This is a genomic window from Pseudomonas sp. TREG-RG-20F-10-E-6-01, assembly GCF_022662455.1.
GTDB lineage: Bacteria > Pseudomonadota > Gammaproteobacteria > Pseudomonadales > Pseudomonadaceae > Aquipseudomonas.
The window spans coordinates 16,171-36,437 of sequence record NZ_JAKNQP010000020.1 but is presented as its reverse complement, the minus strand read 5'-3'; the positions used below and the strand labels follow the sequence as shown (position 1 = coordinate 36,437).

Here is a 20,267-nt window from a genome sequence, read left to right as displayed (position 1 = left end):
CGCGGGGCTTTGCAGGTGCACACTTATCAGTTGAACAAGCTGTAGAAGAATAGACGGATGCTATCCCACACGCGGCGGAAGATACCACCTTCGTCGACGGCGTCCAGCGCGATCAGGTCGGCGCTGTGCACCACCTTGTCGTCCAGCTTCACTTCGACTTTACCGATAACGTCACCCTTGGCGATTGGCGCAACCAATTGCGGGTTCATGGTCATGCTGGCAGCGAGCTTTTTCAGCTGGCCTTTAGGCATGGTCAACGTCAGGTCATCAGCCAGGCCGGCTTTGACTTGGTGGGTAGCGCCTTTCCATACCGGGGCTTGAGCCAGCTCAGCACCCTTCTGGTAGAAGGTCTGGGTTTCGAAGAAGCGGAAACCGTAGGTCAGCAGCTTTTGCGTCTCGGCCGCACGGGCCTGCTCGCTGTTAGTACCGAAGACCACGGCGATCAGGCGCTGGCCGTCACGTACAGCAGACGACACCATGCAGTAGCCGGCTTCGTCGGTGTGGCCGGTTTTCAGGCCATCGACGGTCTTGTCGCGCCACAGCAGCAGGTTGCGGTTAGGCTGCTTGATGTTGTTCCAGAAGAACTCCTTCTGGGAGTAGATCGCATAGTGCACCGGGTCGACGCGGATGATCGCGCGGGCCAGCAGCGCCATGTCGTGAGCCGACGAGTAGTGCTCCGGGTTCGGCAGACCGGTCGGGTTCATGAAGTGGCTGTTGGTCATGCCCAGGTCGCCGGCCGTCTTGTTCATCATGTCGGCAAAGGCGTCTTCGCTGCCGGCGATGTGCTCGGACAAGGCCACGCTGGCGTCGTTACCGGACTGGATGATGATGCCGTGCAGCAGGTCGCTGACAGTCACCTGCGAACCCACCTTGATGAACATCCGCGAACCGCCGGTACGCCAGGCGTTTTCGCTGACGGTAACCGGGTCGTTTTCGCCGATCTGGCCGCGACGGATTTCCAGGGTCGCGATGTACGCCGTCATCAGCTTGGTCAGGCTCGCGGGTGGCAGGCGCTGGTCACCGTTGTTCTCGACCAGCACGTTGCCGCTGGCGGCATCCATGAGGACCCAGGCCTTGGCGGCCAGTTGCGGGGAAGCCGGCACCATTTCAACCGCCCAGGCGGCCGGGGTGATGATCAGCGAAAGAAGCAGGCACGTGCGTTTGGCTAAGGTGGTGATGTTCATCCGTCTCTCGAAATTGCTTATGGAAACTTGCCCTCGCGGGCAAAACTATTCAGACAGCCCGCTGCCAGACTGTCACGTGTTCGGTTGCCCGCTCACCCCTTGCCCCTGGGTTTTTATTGTTCAACGAGCCAACAACCAGGGCCCAGACCCGCGCACGCGCCTGAGCCATCAATCTTTCTTATTCGGCGGTGACCACGCTGGGTTGCCCCAGGTTGGCCAGGCGCACGCTGTTCTGTACTTGCGCCACTTCACTTGGCGAACCAATTGGCCCCATGCGCACACGGTGCAGGGTCTGCTGGTTACGCACGATGGAGCTGATGAAAACCGGCGCATTGACCATGCTGCTCAGCTTGGACCTTAACAGTTCTGCCGCATCCGGGTTGGCGAAAGCGCCGACCTGCAGGTACTGACCGCCCACCGTGGAAGCGCCCGGTGCTGCGTGCGGCACGACCACCGTGTCCGGTGCGTGCTGCGCCGGTGGCGGTGTCCACTGTTCGATCTTGCCGGTTGACGCGGTCACTTGCGGCTGTGGCGTTTGCGGCTCGTTGAGCATCAACGGCGCTGGTTTGCCACGCTGGGCCCAGTACTGCGCCGGGTCGATGCCTTCGACTTTGACGCGCGCGGTGCCGATTTCGGCGTAACCGAGTTTCTTCGCGGCGGCGTAGGACAAGTCGATGATCCGGTCCGAATAGAACGGCCCACGGTCGTTGACCCGCAGGATCACCGTGCGGTTGTTGTCCAGGTTGGTCACGCGTACGTAGCTGGGCAGCGGCAGGGTCTTGTGGGCCGCGCTCATGCCGTACAGGTCATACACTTCGCCGTTGGCGGTGTTCTGGCCATGGAACTTGGTGCCGTACCAGGACGCCGTGCCCGATTGGACGTAGGTCTTGGAATCCTGCAGCGGGAAGTAATTCTTGCCCAACACGGTATACGGGTTGGCCTTGTAAGGCCCGGTGTGCAGGGTCGGCGTGGCATCCGGGATTTTCGACACGTCGACATCCCACCACGGCGCGCCGTCTTTGTGCGCGCGGTTGATGTCCAGGCCCGGCTGGGCGCGGACGATACCGCCACCGCTCTTCTGGGCCGGCGCGCGGCTTTTGGTGGTGGTGGAAGAGCAACTGACAACCAGCAAGGACAACGCGGCAAACGCCACCAGCTTGAGCGGTTTATTGAACGGCGATGCCCGCATTACTTGTTGCCCCGTGCTTGGACCAGCATGTCTGACAGCTGATGCACGGCCATGGCGTACATCACACTGCGGTTATAACGCGTGATTGCGTAAAAATTCTTCAGGCCCATCCAGTATTCCGGGCCGTTTTCGCCTTCCAGGCGGAACGCCGTCACCGGCATATCATCGCGTGGCGCATTCTGACTCGACCAGCCCAGGGCTCGCAACTCCCCGACGGTCTTGAGCGGCTCGATTCCCTGGGTCAAACCTTCGTCGGCGCGCTCCCCGGTAACATCGGCCCGGATCACCACCGGCTCGCCGGACACCCAGCCATGGCGCTTGAAGTAGCTGGCCACGCTGCCAATGGCGTCATCCGGATTGCTCCAGATATTGATGTGGCCGTCGCCGTCGAAATCCACCGCGTAAGCACGGAAGCTGCTCGGCATGAACTGCGGCAAGCCCATCGCACCGGCGTAGGAGCCCTTGAGGGTCAGCGGGTCGACTTGTTCTTCGCGGGCCAGCAGCAGGAATTCGCGCAGCTCCTTGCGGAAGAACTCGGCGCGCGGCGGGTAATCGAAGCCCAGAGTCGACAAGGCGTCGATCACCCGGTAACTGCCGGTATTGCGCCCGTAAAAGGTTTCAATGCCGATGATCGCGACGATAACCTGGGCCGGCACGCCGTATTCCTGCTCGGCGCGGGCCAGCACGGCTTCATGCTGGCGCCAGAAGTCCACACCCCGCGCCACGCGGGCGTCGGTGAGGAACATCGGGCGGTATTCTTTCCACTGTTTGACGCGCTCGGCGGGACGCGAGATCGCATCAAGGATCGCCTGCTTGCGCTGGGCTTCGCGGAACACGCCCATCAGCTGTTCACCAGCGAAACCGTAGTCGCGGGTCATTTCACCGACAAATTCGGCGACCTGGGGTGAGCCATCGTAGTCACCGGCCTGCGCCTCTTGCGTCGCGCCCAGCAGCCCAATCAGGCTCATCCAGGACGCATGCCGAGTCGCCCAGCCGCGCATTACTTGCATTGACATCTTCACCTTATTCAAACCTGTGCGATCCACTTGCGATGCGTGTGAATCGACATCAAAACCCCAAACGCTGACAGCAATGTCACCAGCGAAGTTCCGCCGTAGCTAATGAACGGCAACGGCACCCCAACCACCGGCAGCAGGCCACTGACCATACCGATGTTGACGAAAACGTAAACAAAAAAAGTCATGGTCAGGCTGCCGGCGAGCAGTTTGCCGAACAGCGTCTGCGCCTGCGCGGTGATCACCAACCCGCGACCAATCAACAGCAGATAAATCAGCAACAGCGCGCAAATGCCTACCAGGCCGAACTCTTCGCCCATCACGGCAATGATGAAGTCGGTGTGGCTTTCGGGCAAAAAGTCCAGGTGCGACTGCGTGCCCAGTAACCAGCCCTTACCAAATACTCCGCCGGAACCGATCGCGGCCTTGGACTGGATGATGTTCCAGCCAGTGCCCAGCGGGTCACTCTCCGGGTCGAGGAACGTCAGGATCCGCTGCTTCTGGTAGTCGTGCATAAAGAAGAACCACATGGCCACGGCCACGGGGATGGCGGCCGCGAGCACGCTGAGGATCCAGCGCCAGCGCAAGCCGCCCATAAACAGTACGAACGCGCCACCCGCGAGGATCAGCAACGAGGTGCCGAGGTCGGGCTGGCGCACGATCAGGATGAACGGCACGCCAATCAAGATCAGGCTGATGCCCACGTGCTTGAGCTGCGGCGGCAAGGTGCGCTTGGACAAATACCAGGCGATGGTTGCCGGCATCAAAATCTTCATGAATTCCGACGGCTGGAAGCGAATCACCCCTGGAATGTTGATCCAGCGCGTCGCGCCCATGGCGTTGTGGCCCATCACGTCCACCACCACCAGCAGCAATACGCCAGCAACATAACCAAGCGGCACCCAGCGCGCCATGAAACGCGGTTCGAGCTGGGCGATCACCACCATCGACAACAGGCCCAGGCCGAACGACGACGCCTGCTTGATCAGCAGGTCCCAGTTCTTGCCGCTGGCCGAATACAGCACGAACAGGCTGCCGGCCGCCAGGGTCAGCAGCAGGATCAGCAACGGGCCATCAATGTGCATGCGCTGCAATAACGTCGCGCGGCGACGCATCACATCCTCGCTGGAGAGGATGCGGTCAAAATTACTCTTCACGGGCCGTAACCTCGGTGCTTGAAGGGGGGCCGCCATATTCGGGCTTGAGCCGGCCGTCGTCGGCCAACAGCCAGGCGTCCATGATCTGGCGCACCACGGGCGCAGCCACGCCGGAGCCGGACTCGCCGTTTTCAACCATCACCGCCACGACGATTTTCGGGTCGTCTGCCGGGGCAAAACCGACGAACAAGGCGTGGTCGCGGTGGCGTTCCTGAACCTTGGAGCGGTCGTATTTTTCGCCCTGCTTGATCGCCACCACCTGCGCGGTACCACTCTTGCCGGCAATGCGGTATTGCGCGCCGGCCGCCGCTTTGCGCGCGGTGCCACGAGCGCCGTGCATCACTTGCTGCATGCCGTGGTTGACCTTGGTCCAGTCGGACGGGTCACGCAGCACGATGTCGGGAATCGGGTTTTCATCCACAGGCTTTTCGCCTTCGATGGTCTTGGCCAGGTGCGGACGGTTCCAGATGCCTTTGTTGGCAACCAGCGCCGTGGCCTGCGCCAGCTGCAAAGGCGTTGCCTGCATGTAACCCTGGCCGATACCAAGAATCAGGGTTTCGCCCGGGAACCAGGCCTGGCGACGGGTTGCGCGTTTCCACTCCCGCGACGGCATCAGGCCGGGGGATTCTTCGAACATGTCCAGGGAGACTTTCTGACCCAGGCCAAACTTGCCCATGTAGGCAGACAGCCGGTCGATGCCCAGCTTGTGGGCCAGGTCGTAAAAATAGGTGTCGTTGGAGCGCATGATCGCGGTGTCCAGGTCGACATAGCCGTCACCGGTGCGGTTCCAGTTACGGTATTTGTGATCGTAGTTGGGCAGCATGTAGTAGCCCGGGTCGAACACACGGCTTGACGCGGTGACCACGCCCGAATCCAGGCCGGCAATCGCCACCGCCGGCTTGATGGTCGAGCCCGGCGGATACAGCCCGCGCAGCACGCGGTTGAACAGCGGCCGGTCGATGGAATCACGCAGCTCGGCATAGGCCTTGAAGCTGATGCCGGTAACGAACAGGTTGGGGTCGAAGCTTGGCTGACTGACCATCGCCAGCACTTCGCCGGTTCTCGGGTCCAGCGCCACCACCGCGCCACGCCGGCCGCCGAGGGCCATTTCGGCCGCTTCCTGCAACTTGATGTCCAGGCTCAACACGATGTCTTTGCCCGGCACCGGGTCGGTGCGCTTGAGCACGCGCAGCACGCGGCCGCGGGCGTTGGTCTCGACTTCCTCGTAACCCACCTGGCCATGCAGCTCCGGCTCGTAGAAACGCTCGATGCCGGTTTTACCAATATGGTGGGTGCCGCTGTAATTCACCGGATCGAGGCTTTTCAGCTCTTTCTCGTTGATGCGCCCCATGTAACCGACGGAGTGGGCAAAATGCGGCCCCTGCGGGTAATGCCGCACCAACTGCGCCACCACTTCCACACCAGGCAGGCGGAACTGGTTCACGGCGATTCGCGCGATCTGCTCTTCGGTCAGCTCGAACAGGATCGGCACCGGCTCGAATGGCCGGCGCCCCTGCTTCATGCGTTTTTCGAAGATCACCCGGTCTTCCGGCGTCAGTTGCAGCACCTCGACGATCACGTCGAGGATTTGCTGCCAGTCACCGGAACGCTCGCGGGTCATGCTCAGGCTGAAGCTGGGCCGGTTATCGGCCACCACCACGCCATTGCGGTCGAAAATCAGCCCACGGGTCGGCGGAATCGGCTGCACATGCACCCGGTTATTTTCCGACAGCGTGGAGTGATAGTCGTACTGGATCACCTGCAGGAAATACAGGCGCGCAATCAGCACACCGATCAGCCCCACCACCAGAAAGGCGCCGAACACGACCCGCGCGCGTACCAGACGTGCGTCTTTCTCGTGGTCCTTGATGCGGATCGGCTGGGTCATCGGCAGGGGCGCAGATTATTTGTGGTAAGGGTGCCCGGACAGAACTGTCCAGGCGCGATACAGCTGTTCACCGATCAGAATCCTTACCAACGGGTGCGGCAGCGTCAGCGCTGACAGCGACCAGCGCTGGTCCGCCCGCGCACAGACTTCCGGCGCCAGCCCTTCGGGGCCGCCGACCATGAAATTGACCGTGCGCGAATCCAGGCGCCAGCGATCCAGCTCCACCGCCAATTGCTCGGTGCTCCAGGGTTTGCCGTGCACCTCGAGGGTGACGATGCGCTCGTTGGGGCCGACCTTGGCCAGCATGGCTTCGCCTTCCTGACGGATAAAGCGCGCCACGTCGGCATTCTTGCCCCGGGTGTTGAGCGGTATTTCCACCAGTTCCAGCGACAGCTCAGCGGGCAGACGCTTGGCATATTCGTGCCAACCTTCTTCCACCCACTTGGGCATGCGTGAACCGACAGCGATCAGACGCAGGCGCACAGCCGTTCCTTATTCCTGGTCTTTGTTGAGCTTGTCGAAGTGCGCGTGGCCCACTTCCGGGCTGTGGTGCTTGCCATCAGCAGCACGGCTCTGCTCGGCGCCTTTCCACAGACGCTCCAGGTCGTAGAACTGACGGGCGTTGGACGTCATCATGTGAACGATCACGTCGTCCATGTCCAGCAGCACCCAGTCGCTGTTGCCCTTGCCTTCTTCACCCAGCGGCTTCACGCCTTGGGCTTTGACGGCTTCGCGAACCTTGTCCAGCATCGCGCCGATCTGGCGGTTGGAGGTACCGGTGGCGATGATCATGAAGTCGGTGATGCTTTGCTTGTCGCGCACGTCCAGCACCTGAATGTCCTGGGCCTTAACGTCTTCCAGGGCAGCCACGGCGACTTTTACCAGCTCTTCGCCAGCCAGCTCAGGGCCGGTGTGCGCTTCAACTGGCAGCGGGGCGCTTTTGAAAGTGCCTTTGCGCTTAACTTTGCTTACGTCTTTGTTCGTCATATAAAACTCGTTTTGCTCGTATGTTCGGGCGCTTGCTGCACGACTGTGCGTGCGATCAAGCGCGCCTTTTCAGTTCGACGCACGGTAAAGCCCGTGCGCATCGATGTAGGCCAGGACCGCGTCAGGCACCAGGAAACGTACCGACTTCCCGCTGGCCAGCAGTTGACGGATCTGGGTGGCGGACACCGCAAGCGGGGTCTGCCAGACGAATGCAATATTCCCGTTCGGCCCGGTCAGGGCCAAGGGGTCACTTACCGACCGCGCGGCCAGCAGGTTGCGCAAGGCATCCGGCGGTTCGCTGTCGGCATCCGGGCGTTGCAAAACCAGGATGTGGCAATGCTGGAGGAGTTCCTCCCAGCGATGCCAAGAGGGCAGGCCGCAAAATGCGTCCCAGCCCAAAAGCAGAAACAACTGGTCGTCTGCGGCCAACTCGGCACGCATCAGTTCCAGGGTATCGACAGTGTAGGACGGTTTATCGCGCTTGAGCTCGTGGTCGTCCACCACCAGCGGCGCAATGCCGTCTACCGCCAGGCGCACCATCTCCAGGCGTTGTTGCGGTGATACCTGCGGCGTATCGCGATGCGGCGGCCGCGCGTTGGGCATCACCCGCAGCTCATCCAGCGCGAGGGCGTCCGCCACTTCCAGGGCACTGCGCAAATGGCCGATGTGCACGGGGTCGAAGGTACCGCCGAGCAGCCCGATGCGTTTAGCCATCAAGTGCGCACGTGACCGTCGCCGAACACCACGTACTTCTCGCTGGTCAGGCCTTCAAGGCCAACCGGGCCGCGTGCATGGAGCTTGTCGGTGGAGATGCCGATTTCCGCCCCCAGGCCATATTCGAAGCCGTCGGCAAAACGCGTCGAGGCGTTGACCATCACCGAAGCGGAATCCACTTCGTTGAGGAAACGCCGGGCATCGCTGAAATGCTCGGAAACAATGGCATCGGTGTGCTTGGAGCCGTATTTATTGATGTGCTCGATGGCCTGGTCCAGGTCGTCGACGATGCGGATCGACAGGATCGGCGCCGTGTATTCGGTGTACCAGTCCTGCTCTGTCGCCTCGATCACGTCCGCGCCCAACAGCGCACGGGTACGCTCACAACCGCGCAGTTCCACGCCCTTGTCACGGTAGATGGCAGCCAGCGGCGGCAGCACGCGATCGGCAATGCCGACGTGCACCAGCAGGGTTTCCATGGTGTTGCAAGGGGCATAGCGGTGTGTCTTGGCGTTGTCGGCGATGCGGATCGCCTTGTCGATGTCGGCGGCGATGTCGATGTACACGTGGCACACGCCGTCCAGGTGCTTGATCACTGGCACCTTGGCATCGTGGCTCACGCGCTCGATCAGGCTCTTGCCACCGCGCGGCACGATCACGTCGACAAATTCCGGCATGGTGATCAGCGCGCCAACGGCGGCACGGTCGGTGGTTTCCACCACTTGCACCACTTCGGCCGGCAACTCGGCCACGGCCAGGCCCTGCTGAATGCAGGCGGCGATGGCGCGGTTGGAATTAATCGCCTCGGAACCGCCACGCAGGATCGTAGCGTTGCCCGACTTGAGGCACAGGCTCGCGGCGTCGATGGTCACGTTCGGGCGCGACTCATAGATGATGCCGATCACGCCCAGCGGCACGCGCATTTTGCCGACCTGGATACCGGACGGCAGGTAACGCATATCGCGGATTTCACCGATGGGGTCAGGCAACTTGGCCACCTGACGCAGGCCTTCGATCATGTCGTCGATACGTGCCGGGGTCAGCGCCAGGCGGTCGAGCAGGGCTGGCTCCAGGCCATTGGCGCGGCCATTGGCCAGGTCCTGTTCATTGGCGGCGGCCAGCTCGGAGCGCGAAGCATCCAGAGCATCGGCGGCAGCCAACAGGGCACGATTCTTCTGCGCAGTGCTCGCACGGGCGATCAACCGCGAGGCCCGCCGGGCAGCGCGACCCAGGCGGGTCATGTAGTCAAGAACGGACTCAGTCATGGTCAGGGAGTCTTGGCAAAGAGGAAAGCGGCAGATTATAGCTGTGACGTCGCCCGACTGACAGCGGTGAGGGGCGGATGGTCGAAATGAACTGTAAAAACTTGGGGTTCAGCGGTAATTAAGGTGGGAGTTGTTATTATTCCGTCACATTTAGCCGCATTAACCCTGATCGCCATGTCCAGTTTTGCCCCTCTGCTCCCCGCCAGCGCCCTGCCCGACAGCTTCTTCGACCGCGACGCGCAACTACTCGCGCGCGAATTACTCGGAAAAGTCATACGCCACCGCGTGGGCGATATCTGGCTTTCAGCGCGAATTATTGAAACCGAAGCCTATTACGTGGCCGAAAAAGGCAGTCACGCGTCGCTCGGCTACACAGAAAAGCGTAAGGCTTTGTTTCTGGATGGCGGGCACATCTACATGTACTACGCCCGTGGCGGCGATTCGCTGAACTTCAGCGCCCAGGGCCCAGGCAATGCCGTGCTGATCAAATCGGCGTATCCGTGGGTCGATGACATCTCCGGCCCGGCGAGCCTGGCGCAGATGCTGCTCAACAACCCCGACGCCAACGGCCACCCTCGCCCCGCGCAGAAACTCTGTGCGGGCCAGACGCTGCTGTGCAAAGCCTTGGGATTGAAAGTGCCGATGTGGGATGCCAAGCGCTTTGACCAGGAACTGCTCTACGTTGAAGACGTCGGCCAGGCGCCGTCGCAGATCATCCAGACCACGCGCCTGGGCATCCCCAGCGGGCGCGATGAACATTTGATGTACCGCTTTGTAGACGCGGGCTATGCACCGTATTGCACCCGGAACCCGCTGCGCCGGGGCCAGGTCGAAGGCCGCGATTACTTTTTGATTTGAACAGACTGAGACTGCTGCTCGCGCGGGTCATTGATACCAGCCACACAGCAGATCCAATGTGGGAGCGGGCTTGCTCGCGAATGCGGTGTGTCAGCGGCGGATTCCTTCACTGAGACACCGCATTCGCGAGCAAGCCCGCTCCCACAATTGATCTTCACTGTCTCAGGTTTCGCAATACAAATATGGAGTTGATTGTATGGGCCAATGGCTCGATAGCATTACCGGCTGGCTGACCCTGAACCCGCAATGGCTGGCCGTCGCGGTGTTTATCGTCGCGTGCGTGGAGTGCCTGGCCATCGCCGGGCTGATCGTGCCGGGCACGGTGTTGCTGTTTGCCATTGCGGCGCTGGCCGGCAGTGGCGCGCTGTCCTTGAGTGAAACCCTGTTGTTGGGTTTCCTCGGCGGCTTGCTGGGCGACGGGGTTTCCTACTACCTGGGCCGACATTTCCATCAGAACATCCGACGCTTGCCCGGCCTGCGCCACCATCCTGAATGGATGAACGGCGCAGAAACCTACTTCCACAAGTACGGCATCGCCAGCCTGTTGGTAGGACGTTTCATCGGCCCGTTGCGCCCGATGCTGCCGATGGTGGCCGGGATGTGCGACATGCCCTTCCCGCGCTTTGCCGCCGTGAGCGTGTTGGCGGCGGCCGGCTGGTCGGTGGCCTATCTGCTGCCGGGCTGGGCCACCGGCGCGGCCTTTCGCCTGCCACTGCCAGCCGCTTTCTGGCCGCAGGCAGGTATCGTCGCGGCCTGCCTGGCGGTGTTGCTGGGCCTGAGCTTGAACAGCAGCCTGCGCGGCCATCGTCGCGCCACTTTGTGGATGGGTTGCGCCAGCCTGACGCTATTGATCGCCCTGTTCATTGGCTACCCGCACCTCAATGACTTTGATCAAGGGTTGAGCGCACTGGTGCAGGAGCACCGTAGCCCATGGCTGGACGAGGTGATGGTGCGGATTACCCAGCTGGGTGAGTTCAGGAAGATGTTTGTCGCCAGCGCCATCTTCACCGGTTTGTTGCTGCTGGCGCGGCAGTGGCGTCATGCGGTGTTCGTCGGCGCGACGCTGGCCGGCGCGGCGGTGATCAACACCGGCACCAAGCTGTTTTTCGCCCGTGGCCGGCCGGAAATCCTCACCGACCCGCTGACCAGTTTCAGCATGCCCAGCGGCCACGCCTCCGGCGCATTTGCGTTTTTCCTGGCGCTGGCGGTACTGGCCGGTCGCGGCCAACCCACAAGATTGCGCCTGACCTGGATGCTGCTGGGCTGTATTCCGGCGGCCTTCATTGCGCTGTCGCGCGTCTATCTCGGCGCGCATTGGCCCACGGACATCCTGGCCGGCACGTTGCTGGCGATGACGGTGTGTGCGTTCAGCCTGACCGTCACCCAGTATCAAAGCCCGCTGCCGGCCATGCCGCGCAAGACCTGGTGGCTGCTGCTGCCGGTGCTGGTGGCGCTCATGAGTTTTATCGCCCTGACCGGCACCCCGCACGCCCTGCTGCGCTACGCCTACTGAGTGAAGAGCTCGCCCTGCAACTCGTCGAGCAACATCTGGATGGCATCCAGGCGTTGCTGCGGGTCGTCGAGTTGCAGCAGGTCGATCTTGTCGGCCTCGGTGAACGGCAGCAGATAGGCCAGCTGGTTACCCAAGGCTTGCTGGCCATCGGCGTGGGTGCCCATGTCCAGCGAGGCAACCATCGGATGCTCAGCCAGCGCCTGGAGCAATGCCAGCAGGTCGGCGTCCTCTTCTTCCAGCGGTTGATCCGGCAGCTCTTCGAGCCACTGCACCTCGGCGACCAGTAGCTGGTCCTTCTGCACGCCGGTATCACGCACGCGGAACCTGCGCCCGCCTTCGACGCGAATCCCCAGCAGGCCGTTGTCCTGTTGCTTGAAGTCGCGAATCAGCGCTTCACAGCCGATCAGCGCGTAGCCGTCCGGGGCCATGCCCACTTCCCTGCCGCTTAAGATGCACACCACGCCGAAGCTTTCGCCCTTTTTCATGCAGCGGCTGATCATGTCCAGGTAGCGCGCCTCGAACAGTTGCAAATCGAGGGTGCAGCCAGGGAACAGCACGGTATTGAGCGGGAACAGCGCCAGACTCATAGAGGTTTCCTTCAAACCCGGTTTAAACGATCACGGACACGGCCAGCGGCAGGAACACCGCCGTGGCCACGCCCATCAGACTCATGGCCAACGCCGCGAAGGCGCCGCACTCTTCGCTTTCCTGCAGCGCGACCGAGGTGCCGACCGCATGGGCGGTCATGCCCAGGGCCATGCCGCGCGCTTCGGGGCTGTGCACGCCCAGGCGCGACAGGTACGCCGGGCCGATCATCGCGCCGACCACCCCGGTGATCAACACAAACACCGCCGCCAGGGCCGCCACGCCACCGATCTGCTCGGCCACCAGCATGGCAATCGGCGAGGTCACCGACTTGGGCGCCATGGTCATCAGCATCCTATGCTCAGCGCCAAACCACCAGCCCAGCAGCACACACAGACCAGTGGCCAACACGCCACCTACCACCAGCGTAGTAAAAATCGGCCAGAACAATTGGCGGATCCGCCGCAGGTTCAGAAACAGCGGCACCGCCAGGGCCACGGTCGCCGGGCCGAGCAGGATGCCCATGATCTCGGTGCTTTTGCGGTACTCGACGTAAGTCAGGCCACAACTGAGCAATACGCCGATCACCATCAGCATGGACACCAGCACCGGCTGCAGGAAAATCCAGCGGGTTTTCTCGAAAGCCGCCAACACCAGTTGATAGGCACCAAGGGTGATACCGATGCCGAACAGAGGGTGATGAATGACCGCCGTCCATGCGCCTTGCCAGTCGAAGGTCATTGATCCTTCTCCTTGCGCTTGACCATCTGCTGCATCAGCACGCCGACAAAGCCCATGGCGATCACCAGCGACAACACCAGTGCGCCGACGATAGCCCAAAAGTCGGCGGCGATGTCCCTGGCGTACACCATCACGCCCACGGCCGGCGGCACCAGCAGCAATGGCAAATAACGCAACAGGCTGCTGGCGGCCAGGCTCAAGGGCTCGCCGACTTCACCGCGCCAGATCAGAAAGCCCAGCATCAGCAGCAAGCCGATGATCGGCCCAGGCAGCACCGGCACCAGCAAATGGTTGATCGCGGTGCCGATCAATTGAAACAGCACCAGCCATGTCAGGCCCCTTAACAGCATCGGTTATCTCCCCCTCAAAACCCGCCCGCATTATAAGCACGCCGGCTCTATGCTTCGGCATTCGCCAAAAGCATGGAGGGTTGACCGGGTGGGTTGCCCATGATGATCTACCCTGGATTTGGCCCACCTATAAAAACGATGAACCAAGGAGAGTCGCAATGCCCTATGTACCCGTAGCGCAGCTCAAAGATTATGTCGGCAAGGAACTGGGACGTTCCGAATGGCTCACCATCGACCAGGCGCGTATCAACCTGTTTGCGGAGGCCACCGGCGATCATCAGTTCATCCACGTCGACCCGGTCAAGGCCGCGCAGACCCCGTTCGGCGGCACCATCGCCCACGGTTTCCTGTCGCTGTCGCTGATACCCAAGCTGATGGAAGACCTTCTGATCGTGCCTGAGGGCCTGAAGATGGCGGTCAACTATGGCCTGGACAGCGTGCGCTTCATCCAACCGGTCAAGGTCAACTCCAAGGTGCGCCTGAACGTGACGCTCAATGACGTCACCGAGAAAAAGCCTGGCCAATGGCTACTCAAAGCCACCGCCACCCTGGAAATCGACGGGCAGGAAAAACCGGCTTACGTCGCCGAGTCGTTGTCGCTCTACTTCGTGTAAGCCCGCGCCTGTGGTGGGGATATAAACCTCACCACAGCGTATGTAAATTTATGTATGAAACTCGCAGCTGCGGCATACTCGGCGCTCAATTATCCGGATCCCGCTATGCGCCCACTCGCTCCCCTTGCCCTTGCCCTGTTGCTCACCGCTTGCGGAGACGGCGAATCGCTGTTGCCGCCCGATGCGCGCCTGCCCGACGGCGGCCGTTACCGGGGCGATGTGGTCAATGGTTTGCTGCAAGGTCAAGGCCGGGTCGACTACCCCAACGGCAGTTGGTACGCCGGCCAGTTCGACAAAGGCCAATGGCACGGCCAGGGTGAATGGCATGGCAGTAACGGCGAGGTCTATAAAGGTCAGTTCAAGCAAGGCCTGTTCGATGGCCAGGGCAGCCTGACCACGGCGGGCAGCAGTTACGTCGGTGGTTTCAAAAATGGCCGGCGCAACGGCGAGGGCACCCTCAAAGAGGGGCAAATGACCTATCGCGGCGAATTCAAGGACGATCAATATTCCGGCCTTGGCCGCCTCGAGCTGGCCGACGGCAGCCAATACCAGGGCCAGTTCGCCCACGGCAAACCGAATGGCGAAGGCCAGCGTAACGACGACAGTGGCAACCAGTTCAGCGGCCACTTTGTCGATGGCCAACTCGAAGGCAATGGCACGTTCAACAGCGCCGACGGCGACATCTATGTCGGCCAGTTCAAACAGAACCAGCTCAACGGCAAAGGCCGCTATGAAAACGCCGACGGCGACGTGTGGATCGGCCAGTTCAAGGAAGGCGCCCTCAGCGGCAAAGGCGAGCTGATCGGCGTGGACGGCAGCCACTATGTCGGCCAGTTCAGCGACTGGCGCTTCACCGGCGAAGGCCGCTTGAACCTCACCGACGGCAGCTTCTATATCGGGGGTTTCGACAGCGACAGCTATCAAGGCAAGGGCACCCTCGTGCTCACCGATGGCACCGTAGAGGCCGGCACCTGGGTCAATGGCATGCGCGTGCGCGATGCCGACGGCAAGCTGCTGCCCGACCCGCTGGAAATCGGCATACTGGCCCAAGGCCGCTTGCTCGATGCCGCCCTCGCCGCCGTACCCGCCTCCACCCCCGCCGTCGAGCTGTACACCCTGGTGCTGGCCGGCGACGGCAAGCAAAGCGTGTTCCTGCGCGAAGCCGATTACGTGAGCAACATGCTCGCTACCCGTTTCGGCGCGCGCGGGCAGATTCGCCTGGTCAACCACCGTGACCATATTGCCGACCGCCCTCTGGCCACGCGCGAAAGCCTGCGCCGCGCCGTGCAAACCCTTGCCGAGCGCACGGGGCCGGAGGACCTGGTGTTTATCTACATGACCAGCCATGGCACCCACGAACACGAACTGGTGCTCGACCAACCGCGCATGGAACTGGCCGACCTGCCGGCCGATGAACTCGCCGCAGTGCTCGCCCCGCTAAAAAACCGCGACAAGGTCATCGTGATTTCCGCCTGCTACTCCGGTGGGTTTATCCCGGCGCTCAAAGATGAGCGCACGCTGATCATGACCGCCTCGCGTGCCGATCGCGTGTCCTTTGGCTGCTCCGAGGAAGCGGACTTCACCTACTTTGGCGATGCCCTTTTCGCACAAGCTTTAAACCAGACAGATGACTTACAGCAGGCTTTCAAACTGGCACAAATGCACGTGGCCGAGCGCGAACAGGCGGACAACTTCGAAGCGTCCGAACCGCAGATCTGGGCGCCCAAAGGCGTGATCGCCCATTGGCAGTTATTACGTAAACAGCAGGCACGAAAGGCGCTCGAAAGCGTCTCAATGAATAGCAAGGAAGCCAAAGGCAACTAAGCTGTAACGTGTTACAAGGGGGAAACACCATGTACCTGACACCACAACATATCTTGCTCGCCGGGGCCTCGGGCCTCACCGGCGAACACCTGCTCGACCGCCTGCTCAACGAACCTACCGTGACCCGCGTACTGGCGCCTAGCCGCAAGCCGCTGGCTGAACACCCGCACCTGGAAAACCCGGTGGGTGATCCAGTGGCGTTGCTGCCGCAACTGAGCGGCCAGGTCGATATCGCCTTCTGCTGCCTGGGCACCACAATCAAACAGGCTGGCTCCGAAGCGGCCTTTCGCGCCGTCGATCTGGACATGGTCGTGGCCTTCGCCAAGCGCGCTCGGGAAATGGGCGCGCGGCACCTGATCGTGATCAGTGCAATTGGCGCCGACCCGAAATCCTCGATCTTCTACAACCGCGTCAAAGGCGAAATGGAGCAGGCGTTGAAGGCTCAGGACTGGCCGCAACTGACCATCGCACGCCCTTCGCTGCTGCTGGGAGAGCGCCTGGAACCTCGCCTGGCTGAACAGCTCGCCGGGCCGTTGTCGCGGTTGATTCCAGGCAAGTACCACGGCATTGAAGTCTGCGAGCTGGCCCGGGCCATGTGGCGCCTGGCGCTGGAAGAGCAGGACGGGGTGCGGGTGGTCGAGTCGGATGAGCTACGCAAACTCGGCAAGTAACGTCATTGAGCTCTGGCACGCAACAAACGGTGGGAGCGGACTTGCTCGCGAAGGCGGTGGATCAGTCAACTTAGGCATCGACTGACACGCCGCCTTCGCGAGCAAGCCCGCTCCCACATTGGTTTTGTGTTGCCTGCGAGGTCGGTGCTACAGACCACCGGTTGCATTGAAACCCACGCCCAATACCGTCAACGCCGACAACGGCAACAGCAGCGTGTCGAGCAACGCACTGGCCGGCAGGTCGATGTGCGGATAGCTCGGCGCTTCAGCGCCAAACCGGTCCTTGGCGCAACAGCCGCCGTTAATCGCATACAAATCCAGCCGTGTGCCGGCGTACACCACCGGCGCGCCAGGCTGCGCGGCGTCGAGCGTGCGCGCGGTGGCGCAGCCCGTCAGTTGCAGCGCCAGCATCACCAGCAGCGCCTTATTCATCGCTGCTCAAATGGTGCTCGCCCCAACGCGGCAGCATGTCTTGGGGAATATTCAGCAGGTTGAGAATCCGCGCGACCACGAAATCCACCAAGTCATCAATGGTCTGTGGCTGGTGATAGAAGCCAGGCGAAGCCGGCAAGATGGTTACACCCATGTTCGACAACTTGAGCATGTGCTCCAGATGGATACTCGAATACGGCGCCTCGCGCGGCACCAGAATCAGCTGGCGGCGCTCCTTCAAGGTCACGTCCGCCGCGCGCTCGATCAAGTTGTTGCAGGCGCCCGTCGCAATCGCCGACAAGGTGCCGGTCGAGCACGGCACCACCACCATCGCCGCCGGCGCTCCGGAGCCTGAGGCCACGGGCGACATCCAATCCTCTTTGCCGTAAACCTTGATCTGCCCTGCCGCCGCCCCCGTGTATTCGGTGAGGAAGGCTTGCATCATCTGCACTTTGGGCGGCAGCGCGACATCAGTTTCGGTGGCCAACACCAACTGCGCGGCCTTGGAGATCAAAAAATGCACCTCGCGGTCTTCGCGCACCAGGCAATCGAGCAGGCGCAGGCCATAGGGCGCGCCGGAGGCACCGGTCATCGCCAGCGTGACGCGTTCCGGGCCGCTCATTTCAGCGCCTCGGCCAGCTTGCCATGCAGACCGCCGAAGCCGCCGTTGCTCATCACCACGATGTGGGTGCCCGGCGTGGCTTGATGCTTGACGTGCTCAATGATGCCCTCGATGGAATCGCAGACGGTTGAGGGCACGGTGCACAGCGCTGCAATGCCCGGCAGGTCCCAGCCAAGGTTGGGCGGCGCATACCAGACCACTTGGTCGGCGTCGTTGACGCTTTCCGGCAGGCCATCGCGGTGCGCGCCCAGCTTCATGGAATTGGAGCGCGGCTCGACAATGGCAATGATCGGCGCATCGCCGACCTGCTTGCGCAGGCCATCCAGCGTGGTGGCAATGGCCGTCGGGTGGTGGGCAAAGTCGTCGTAGATGGTAATGCCGTTGACGTCGGCGACTTTCTCCATGCGGCGTTTCACGCTTTTGAAGGCACTCAACGCGGCGATGCCCATGGCGGGCACCACGCCCACGTGTCGCGCGGCCGCCAGGGTGACCAAGGCGTTGGCGACGTTGTGCTGGCCAGTCATGCCCCACTCGACGATGCCTTGGGCTTGCCCTTCAAACAGCACTTCAAATCTGGAACCGTCTTCGCTGAGCAGCTTGACCTGCCACTGCCCGCCCGCGCCGGTGGTTTGCACCGGGGTCCAGCAACCCATGTCGATCACGCGCTGCAACGCCGGCTCGGTGGTCGGATGGATGACCAGGCCTTCGCTCGGAATGGTGCGCACCAAGTGGTGAAACTGGCGCTCGATGGCCGGCAGATCGGGGAAGATGTCGGCGTGATCGAACTCAAGGTTGTTCAGGATCGCCGTGCGCGGGCGGTAATGAACGAACTTGGAGCGTTTGTCGAAGAACGCGCTGTCGTATTCATCCGCCTCGATCACAAAGAACGGCGTGTCACCCAGGCGCGCCGATACCGCGAAGTTCTGCGGCACACCGCCAATCAAAAAGCCTGGGCTCATGCCCGCGTGTTCCAACACCCAGGCGAGCATGCTGCTGGTGGTGGTCTTGCCGTGAGTGCCGGCCACCGCGAGTACCCAGCGACCTTGCAGCACGTGGTCCGCCAGCCACTGCGGGCCGGAGACATAAGGCAAACCTTTATTGAGTACGTACTCGACCGCCGGGTTGCCACGCACCATGGCGTTGCCGATCACTACCAGGTCTGGAACCGGGTCGAATTGCGACGGATCGTAGCCTTGGGTCAACTCGATACCCTGGGCCTGCAGTTGCGTGCTCATGGGCGGGTAAACGTTGGCGTCGGAGCCGGTGACGTGGTGGCCCAGTTCTTTGGCCAGAACCGCCATCGAGCCCATGAAGGTGCCGCAAATACCGAGAATATGAATGTGCATGGTTGACCTCGTAAAACATCGAGGCAGGTTAGCGCAGGGAGGGGAAAATCGCACTCTTTAGCTGTCGCCGTGCAGCGCTGACGGGGGTCAATCCCGACGTGCGTTTACCGAAAAAGAAGTGCCGCCGCATACGCTGTGGTTGCCAGTACGCAACCCATCGAACACAACAGCACTTCTTTCATTGCTGGCTCCGTGGCTCGGAGCCTGGAACGTCGGCGCTCACCTAGGCGGCGCTGGCCCTATGCTTGACTTTCATTGCCCCCATCAATGCGGCAAGGGCCGCCATCCTGGACTCCAAGCCAAGCGCCCGGCTTTTGATGTCGTCTTTTGCGGCACCGGTTGAGGCGGCCTGAAAGGAAATACTCAGCTTCTGCGCTTCGTTGGCAAATGCCGGCTCAATGTAATCAAGCATCTCCTCGAGATAATCCATTCGCTCTTCATGTGTTTTCGCTACCCATTCCAAGCCTGGCTGTACATGCGGCTCGGAACGAAGATCCGCCAAGGTATTCGCCAACAGGAATACGCTCTTCTGACTATGATCCACCAAACGCCCATCCTGAACACTTTGCTCGGTGGCGGCCGTCTGCGTCGAACTGATGAGGGGTTTTACGACCTCCAGAATGGCTCCGCTGACGACCACGCCGACCGTCGACAGCGGTACTGTGACCGCGGCCGTGATGCTGGCGACTTTTGCAATGTCCTTGCGCTGAAGTGGAAGCGCGCGGTCCGCTTTCGCACTGCTGGCTTTCACCAACTCTACTGCGTTGTCTTCCAGGCCCTGTGCAGAAAACGGTTCGACTTCCTGGCCCTCTACTCGACCGGGCGTCGGTTGCGCAAACAACTTATCTCGCAATCCAGCATCTTTCTGGGCTTGCCATTCTTTTTGATGCTTGGCGTGATAATCAGCCATTTCCGGTGTGTCAGGCGTATCAGGTGCCTCTCCCGGCGTGCGGGTACCGCTCGCATGGCCTGGCGCGCTGAAGCCATTCACGTGTGCGTCCACGAACTGCTGATCATAGGCCTGATTGCCAGCCCCGGGTTTACTGCCTGCCCCGCCTTCCAGTTTCGGCGCGTCAATCACTCGCGTAGAACCGGAAGGAACACCCGAGACATCCACCCTGTTGAAACCCGTGGAGAAAAGATCGCCGATCTTTGAGAATGCCAATGGCCGCGAGATTGAGTTTGAAAACATCATAATGATTTACCTAATGGTTGATTAACATTAGAAAGTCATCCATTTCCTTCATTTAATACGTGGCAAAACAATCAATAACGTTCCGACCAGAGCCTATAAATATACAACCGATTAAT

Annotated in this window: 21 protein-coding genes; 5 read left to right on the top strand and 16 right to left on the bottom strand. The window is 61.5% G+C overall.

The features are described 5' to 3' along the window. Window positions 1-26: 26 nt before the first annotated feature. The 9 genes from L8K08_RS29045 to L8K08_RS29005 all read right to left on the bottom strand — a co-directional run bounded on the left by L8K08_RS29045 (window position 27) and on the right by L8K08_RS29005 (window position 9,400). Window positions 27-1,184 carry a D-alanyl-D-alanine carboxypeptidase family protein gene (locus L8K08_RS29045; protein WP_106579372.1) on the bottom strand — a complete coding sequence of 386 codons (1,158 nt, stop codon included), beginning with the start codon at window positions 1,182-1,184 and terminating at the stop codon, window positions 27-29. Between the two features lie 178 nt (window positions 1,185-1,362). Beyond that, window positions 1,363-2,373, bottom strand: coding sequence for a septal ring lytic transglycosylase RlpA family protein (locus tag L8K08_RS29040; RefSeq protein ID WP_145162474.1), 1,011 nt, complete (start codon window positions 2,371-2,373; stop codon window positions 1,363-1,365). Continuing rightward, entirely contained in the window at window positions 2,373-3,383 is a 1,011-nt protein-coding gene (mltB, locus tag L8K08_RS29035) for a lytic murein transglycosylase B (protein ID WP_242201788.1), read from the bottom strand. Before mltB ends, L8K08_RS29040 begins: the two co-directional genes overlap by 1 nt. 17 nt (window positions 3,384-3,400) lie before the next feature. Further along, a complete protein-coding gene (gene rodA, locus L8K08_RS29030; protein ID WP_057703348.1) occupies window positions 3,401-4,504 on the bottom strand; it encodes a rod shape-determining protein RodA in 1,104 nt (367 codons plus the stop codon). 31 nt (window positions 4,505-4,535) lie between these two features. Then, a complete protein-coding gene (mrdA, locus tag L8K08_RS29025; RefSeq protein ID WP_242201786.1) occupies window positions 4,536-6,434 on the bottom strand; it encodes a penicillin-binding protein 2 in 1,899 nt (632 codons plus the stop codon). 15 nt (window positions 6,435-6,449) lie between these two features. After that, window positions 6,450-6,917 carry a 23S rRNA (pseudouridine(1915)-N(3))-methyltransferase RlmH gene (gene rlmH, locus L8K08_RS29020; protein WP_003176297.1) on the bottom strand — a complete coding sequence of 156 codons (468 nt, stop codon included), beginning with the start codon at window positions 6,915-6,917 and terminating at the stop codon, window positions 6,450-6,452. A 9-nt stretch (window positions 6,918-6,926) separates the two neighbouring features. Next, the gene (gene rsfS / locus L8K08_RS29015; protein ID WP_242201784.1) at window positions 6,927-7,421 is read right to left on the bottom strand and encodes a ribosome silencing factor; all 495 of its coding nucleotides are present in this window, start codon (window positions 7,419-7,421) and stop codon (window positions 6,927-6,929) included. A gap of 69 nt (window positions 7,422-7,490) precedes the next feature. Continuing rightward, the gene (gene nadD, locus L8K08_RS29010; RefSeq protein WP_106579377.1) at window positions 7,491-8,135 is read right to left on the bottom strand and encodes a nicotinate-nucleotide adenylyltransferase; all 645 of its coding nucleotides are present in this window, start codon (window positions 8,133-8,135) and stop codon (window positions 7,491-7,493) included. After that, the gene (locus L8K08_RS29005; protein WP_242201782.1) at window positions 8,135-9,400 is read right to left on the bottom strand and encodes a glutamate-5-semialdehyde dehydrogenase; all 1,266 of its coding nucleotides are present in this window, start codon (window positions 9,398-9,400) and stop codon (window positions 8,135-8,137) included. The genes nadD and L8K08_RS29005 overlap by 1 nt, the downstream gene beginning before the upstream one ends. Window positions 9,401-9,574: 174 nt before the next feature. On the opposite strand from L8K08_RS29005, the gene L8K08_RS29000 reads away from it, so the two are divergent. Further along, window positions 9,575-10,258, top strand: a complete 684-nt coding sequence (locus L8K08_RS29000) for a DNA-3-methyladenine glycosylase (protein ID WP_242201781.1) — start codon at window positions 9,575-9,577, stop codon at window positions 10,256-10,258. Between the two features lie 196 nt (window positions 10,259-10,454). Further along, complete coding sequence (locus L8K08_RS28995) at window positions 10,455-11,771, top strand: bifunctional DedA family/phosphatase PAP2 family protein (RefSeq protein WP_242201779.1); 1,317 nt, start codon at window positions 10,455-10,457, stop codon at window positions 11,769-11,771. Here the strand turns inward: L8K08_RS28995 and L8K08_RS28990 are convergent. Genes L8K08_RS28990 through L8K08_RS28980 form a run of 3 tightly spaced genes read right to left on the bottom strand, consistent with a single transcriptional unit; the run spans window position 11,765 to window position 13,447 of the window. Next, window positions 11,765-12,358: an LON peptidase substrate-binding domain-containing protein gene (locus tag L8K08_RS28990; RefSeq protein ID WP_145162492.1), complete on the bottom strand. Its 594-nt coding sequence runs from the start codon at window positions 12,356-12,358 to the stop codon at window positions 11,765-11,767. The genes L8K08_RS28995 and L8K08_RS28990 overlap by 7 nt on opposite strands. Window positions 12,359-12,380: 22 nt before the next feature. Beyond that, window positions 12,381-13,097 (bottom strand): LrgB family protein, encoded by a 717-nt coding sequence (locus tag L8K08_RS28985; RefSeq protein ID WP_242201777.1) that lies wholly within the window; start codon window positions 13,095-13,097, stop codon window positions 12,381-12,383. Further along, complete coding sequence (locus tag L8K08_RS28980) at window positions 13,094-13,447, bottom strand: CidA/LrgA family protein (RefSeq protein ID WP_145162495.1); 354 nt, start codon at window positions 13,445-13,447, stop codon at window positions 13,094-13,096. Before L8K08_RS28980 ends, L8K08_RS28985 begins: the two co-directional genes overlap by 4 nt. Window positions 13,448-13,605: 158 nt before the next feature. Here L8K08_RS28980 and L8K08_RS28975 point away from each other — a divergent pair, with 158 nt between their 5' ends. From L8K08_RS28975 to L8K08_RS28965, 3 genes are all read left to right on the top strand, one after another. Then, a complete protein-coding gene (locus L8K08_RS28975; protein ID WP_145162498.1) occupies window positions 13,606-14,061 on the top strand; it encodes a MaoC family dehydratase in 456 nt (151 codons plus the stop codon). A gap of 105 nt (window positions 14,062-14,166) precedes the next feature. After that, complete coding sequence (locus tag L8K08_RS28970; protein WP_145162501.1) at window positions 14,167-15,885, top strand: C13 family peptidase; 1,719 nt, start codon at window positions 14,167-14,169, stop codon at window positions 15,883-15,885. 29 nt (window positions 15,886-15,914) lie between these two features. Beyond that, window positions 15,915-16,556, top strand: a complete 642-nt coding sequence (locus L8K08_RS28965) for an oxidoreductase (RefSeq protein ID WP_106579386.1) — start codon at window positions 15,915-15,917, stop codon at window positions 16,554-16,556. 147 nt (window positions 16,557-16,703) lie between these two features. Here the strand turns inward: L8K08_RS28965 and L8K08_RS28960 are convergent, their stop codons facing one another. From L8K08_RS28960 to L8K08_RS28945, 4 genes are all read right to left on the bottom strand, one after another. Then, window positions 16,704-16,988 carry a YceK/YidQ family lipoprotein gene (locus L8K08_RS28960; protein WP_145162504.1) on the bottom strand — a complete coding sequence of 95 codons (285 nt, stop codon included), beginning with the start codon at window positions 16,986-16,988 and terminating at the stop codon, window positions 16,704-16,706. Continuing rightward, complete coding sequence (ubiX, locus tag L8K08_RS28955) at window positions 16,981-17,610, bottom strand: flavin prenyltransferase UbiX (RefSeq protein ID WP_003219402.1); 630 nt, start codon at window positions 17,608-17,610, stop codon at window positions 16,981-16,983. Before ubiX ends, L8K08_RS28960 begins: the two co-directional genes overlap by 8 nt. Then, entirely contained in the window at window positions 17,607-18,956 is a 1,350-nt protein-coding gene (mpl, locus tag L8K08_RS28950; protein WP_145162507.1) for a UDP-N-acetylmuramate:L-alanyl-gamma-D-glutamyl-meso-diaminopimelate ligase, read from the bottom strand. Before mpl ends, ubiX begins: the two co-directional genes overlap by 4 nt. Window positions 18,957-19,179: 223 nt before the next feature. After that, entirely contained in the window at window positions 19,180-20,151 is a 972-nt protein-coding gene (locus L8K08_RS28945; RefSeq protein ID WP_242201775.1) for a hypothetical protein, read from the bottom strand. Window positions 20,152-20,267 lie beyond the last annotated feature (116 nt).